The organism is Cupriavidus sp. R6-3 (assembly GCF_059772245.1).
Genome location: NZ_JCBAJO010000308.1, coordinates 1 through 4,499, shown reverse-complemented (window position 1 = coordinate 4,499; position 4,499 = coordinate 1). Strand labels below are relative to the sequence as shown.

Annotated in this window: 2 protein-coding genes; both read left to right on the top strand. The window is 67.3% G+C overall.

All coding sequences use genetic code 11. The features are described from left to right. Positions 1 to 256 precede the first annotated feature (256 nt). Positions 257 to 2,845: an ATP-dependent chaperone ClpB gene (gene clpB / locus AC6EI8_RS24545; RefSeq protein ID WP_226108811.1), complete on the top strand. Its 2,589-nt coding sequence runs from the start codon at positions 257 to 259 to the stop codon at positions 2,843 to 2,845. A 518-nt stretch (positions 2,846 to 3,363) separates the two neighbouring features. Further along, on the top strand, positions 3,364 to 4,371 hold the full coding sequence (locus AC6EI8_RS24540) for a sulfate ABC transporter substrate-binding protein (protein WP_265632534.1): 1,008 nt from the start codon (positions 3,364 to 3,366) through the stop codon (positions 4,369 to 4,371). Positions 4,372 to 4,499: the final 128 nt, after the last annotated feature.

The following is a 4,499-nucleotide window of genomic DNA, read 5'->3' as shown; positions in this document are numbered from 1 at the left end:
CCGGGGGAGGGCCGGCAGGCCGCGGCGTCGTCCTGATCCCTCCGCCGGCGCATCGCTTCCGCGTGCTCGTGCGCCGCTTGCGCGCTGCTTGCGCCACATCAAGCGACATCAAATACGCATCGTTTCGTCTTGAAATGTCACGGCAAAGCCCTATCTTCGGCAGTGACATCCGGTGTCCTGCCGGCCGACGACGCGGTGCGTACCGACTGCGCCGCCGGGGCCGCCTCGGGACACGTATCCCAGAGAGGGTTTCCCCATGCGTCTTGACAAACTGACTACCCGATTCCAGGAAGCGCTGGCCGATGCCCAGACCCTGGCGATCGGCAACGACAACCAATACATCGAACCGCAGCATCTGCTGCGCGCGCTGCTGGCGCAGAACGACGGCTCGGCGCGCGCGCTGCTGTCGCGCGCCGGCGTCAACATCAACGGCCTGGCCAGCGCGCTCGACGCCGCCATCAAGCGGCTGCCGCAGGTGCAGGGCACCAGCGAGGTCCAGCTCGGCCGCGAGCTGGCGGCGCTGTTCAACGCCACCGAGAAGGAAGCGATCAAGCGCGGCGACCAGTTCGTCGCCAGCGAGCTGTTCCTGCTCGCGGTCGCCGACGACAAGGGCGAGACCGGCCGCATCGCGCGCGAGCACGGCATGAGCCGCAAGTCGCTGGAGGCGGCGATCGACGCCGTGCGCGGCGGCGAGTCCGTCAACAGCGCGGACGCCGAGGCCCAGCGCGAGGCGCTGAAGAAATACACGATCGACCTGACCGAGCGCGCCCGCCTGGGCAAGCTCGACCCGGTGATCGGCCGCGACGACGAGATCCGCCGCGCGATCCAGATCCTGCAGCGCCGCACCAAGAACAACCCGGTGCTGATCGGCGAGCCCGGCGTCGGCAAGACCGCGATCGTCGAAGGGCTGGCGCAGCGCATCGTCAACGGCGAAGTGCCCGAGTCGCTGAAGAACAAGCGCGTGCTGGTGCTCGACATGGCGGGCCTGCTGGCCGGCGCCAAGTATCGCGGCGAGTTCGAGGAGCGCCTGAAGGCGGTGCTGTCCGATATCGCCAAGGACGAGGGCCAGACCATCGTCTTCATCGACGAGATCCACACGATGGTCGGCGCCGGCAAGGCCGAGGGCGCGATCGACGCGGGCAACATGCTCAAGCCCGCGCTGGCGCGCGGCGAGCTGCACTGCATCGGCGCGACCACGCTGGACGAGTACCGCAAGTACATCGAGAAGGATGCCGCGCTGGAGCGCCGCTTCCAGAAGGTGCTGGTCGACGAGCCGACGGTCGAGGCGACCATAGCGATCCTGCGCGGCCTGCAGGAAAAGTACGAGCTGCACCACGGTGTCGAGATCACCGACCCGGCCATCGTCGCCGCGGCCGAGCTGTCGCACCGCTATATCACCGACCGTTTCCTGCCCGACAAGGCGATTGACCTGATCGACGAGGCGGCCGCGCGCATCAAGATGGAAATCGACTCCAAGCCGGAGGAGATGGACAAGCTCGAGCGCCGCACGATCCAGCTGAAGATCGAGCGCGAGGCGGTCAAGAAGGAGACCGACGAGGCCTCGCGCAAGCGGCTCGAACTGATCGAGCAGGAGATCGCGCGGCTCGAGAAGGAGTACGCCGACCTCGACGAGATCTGGAAGGCCGAGAAGGGCGCTGCCCAGGGCGCCGCCGCGCTGAAGGAGGAGATCGACAAGATCCGCCTCGAGATCGCGCGGCTGCAGCGCGAGGGCAAGCTCGACAAGGTCGCCGAGCTGCAGTACGGCAGGCTGCCGGAGCTCGAAGGCAAGCTCAAGGCCGCCACCGCGGCCGAGGCCAGCGAGCAGAAGCAGCCCAACCGGCTGCTGCGCACGCAGGTCGGCGCCGAGGAGATCGCCGAGGTGGTCAGCCGCGCGACCGGTATTCCGGTGGCCAAGATGATGCAGGGCGAGCGCGAGAAGCTGATCGCGATGGAGGACTACCTGCACAAGCGGGTGGTCGGCCAGGACGAGGCCGTGCGGCTGGTGTCCGACGCGATCCGCCGTTCGCGCGCGGGGCTGGCCGACGAGAACAAGCCGTATGGCTCGTTCCTGTTCCTGGGCCCGACCGGCGTCGGCAAGACCGAGCTGTGCAAGGCGCTGGCCGAGTTCCTGTTCGACTCGGAAGAGCACCTGATCCGCATCGACATGAGCGAATTCATGGAGAAGCACAGCGTGTCGCGGCTGATCGGCGCGCCGCCGGGCTATGTCGGCTACGAGGAAGGCGGCTACCTGACCGAGGCGGTGCGGCGCAAGCCGTATAGCGTGGTGCTGCTCGACGAGGTCGAGAAGGCCCACCCGGACGTGTTCAACGTGCTGCTGCAGGTGCTCGACGACGGCCGGCTGACCGATGGCCAGGGGCGCACCGTGGACTTCAAGAACACGGTGATCGTGATGACGTCGAACCTGGGCTCGCAGATCATCCAGCAGATGAGCGGCGAACCGCACGAGGCCATCAAGGGCGCCGTGTGGCAGGAGGTCAAGACGCAGTTCCGGCCGGAGTTCCTGAACCGCATCGACGAAGTGGTGGTGTTCCACGCGCTCGACCAGAAGCACATCGAGTCGATCGCGAAGATCCAGCTGCAGCGCCTGCAGTCGCGCCTGGCCCGCATGGACATGGCGCTGGAAGTCAGCGACGCCGCCCTGGAGCGCATCGCCAGCGCAGGCTACGATCCGGTGTTCGGCGCGCGCCCGCTGAAGCGCGCGATCCAGCAGCAGATCGAAAACCCGGTCGCGCGGCTGATCCTGGAAGGCAAGTTCGCCGCCAAGGACGTCGTGCCGGTGGACTATCAGAACGGGGAGTTCACGTTTGGGCGGGTGGTGCATTGAGAAAGAGGTGGCGCGGCGCATCTCTGGCGCTTGCGCCACGACGGCGCCTGTTCTTGACCTGCGTCAAGGCGCCGTTGCTTCCTTGCCCCTAACATCGACCCTGTCATGAAGCTGCGGGGGCGCACTTCATGACTTGTCTACCCGTTTCCAACCTGGAAACTTGACCCGCGGTGCTCCCGTACCGCGGGTTTTTTCTTTTGGGCGCGCGTCCGCGGCCCATCGTCGCCAAGTCCGGTCATTGCCTCGTCGTTGCCCGGTCCTGTCCGCCGTCCTTCCCCCTCATTGCCCCGTTTCTTGGCCTCGTCTGCGGCCTCGTCCTTTGGCGTGGCCCTTGGTGGGCCTCGTCATTGCCCCGGCACGGCCGTCCGGCCGCCTTATGCGAAAAACGTGCTTGGATCGGCGAAACCATTCGTTCCTTGTCGCCTTGCCCGCCGGTAGCCTCGATGCTGTCGCGATGGCCCATGCATGCCGTCGCGCATGCCAGCCTTGTTTTTTCCGACGGACGGGAGCCCTTGAAGATGATTCGCCAGTTGGCCATTGCGGCCGCAGTGTTGTCCCTTGCCGGCGTGGCCGGTCTCGCGCATGCCCAAACGACCCTGTTGAACGTGTCCTACGACCCCACGCGCGAGCTGTATGTCGACGTCAATGCCGCCTTCGCCAAGGCCTGGAAGGCCCGGGGCGGCGACAACGTGACGATCCGCCAGTCGCACGGCGGCTCGGGCAAGCAGGCGCGCTCGGTGATCGACGGGCTGGAGGCGGACGTGGTCACGCTGGCGCTCGGCTACGACGTCGATGCGGTGGCCCAGAAGGGCCTGATCAAGCCGGACTGGCAGAAGCGGCTGCCGCACAACGCCTCGCCCTATACCTCGACCATCGTGTTCCTGGTGCGCAAGGGCAATCCGAAGAACATCCGCGACTGGAGCGACCTGGTCAAGCCGGGCGTGCAGGTCATCACGCCCAACCCGAAGACCTCCGGCGGCGCCCGCTGGAACTATCTGGCGGCCTGGGGCTATGCGCTGCGCCAGCCGGGCGGCAACGAAGCCAAGGCGCGGGATTTCGTCGCCCAGCTGCTGAAGAACGTGCCGGTGCTGGACTCCGGCGCGCGCGGCGCGACCACCACCTTCGTCGAGCGCGGCATCGGCGATGTGCTGATCGCCTGGGAGAACGAGGCGCTGCTGGCGATCAAGGAGCTCGGCCCGGACAAGTTCGATATCGTCGCCCCGTCCGTGTCGATCCTGGCCGAGCCGCCGGTCGCGGTGGTCGACAAGGTGGTCGACAAGCGCGGCACGCGCCGTGCCGCCGAGGCCTATCTGCAGTTCCTCTATACCGACGAGGGCCAGGAGATCGCGGCGCGCAACTACTACCGCCCGATCTCGCAGAAGATCGCGGCCAAGTACGCGTCGGCCTTCCCGCAGGTGAAGCTGTTCACCATCGACGAGGTGTTCGGCGGTTGGCAGAAGGCGCAGCAGGCCCACTTCGCCGACGGCGGCACCTTCGACCAGGTCTATCAGCCTGGCCGGCGCTGAGCCGCGGGACGGGAAGCATTCATGAGCCCAGCCGGCACCCAACGCGGCATCGATCGTGGCACCGAACGCGGCAGCGAGCGAGGCACCGACCGTGGCGCGCTCGGCCGCCGCGCTCTCGCCGATGGACG

Excerpts from the sequence above, each read along its gene's own strand:
- clpB (WP_226108811.1), top strand. The coding sequence starts at position 257 with ATGCGTCTTGACAAACTGACTACCCGATTCCAGGAAGCGCTGGCCGAT.
- AC6EI8_RS24540 (WP_265632534.1), top strand. The coding sequence starts at position 3,364 with ATGATTCGCCAGTTGGCCATTGCGGCCGCAGTGTTGTCCCTTGCCGGC.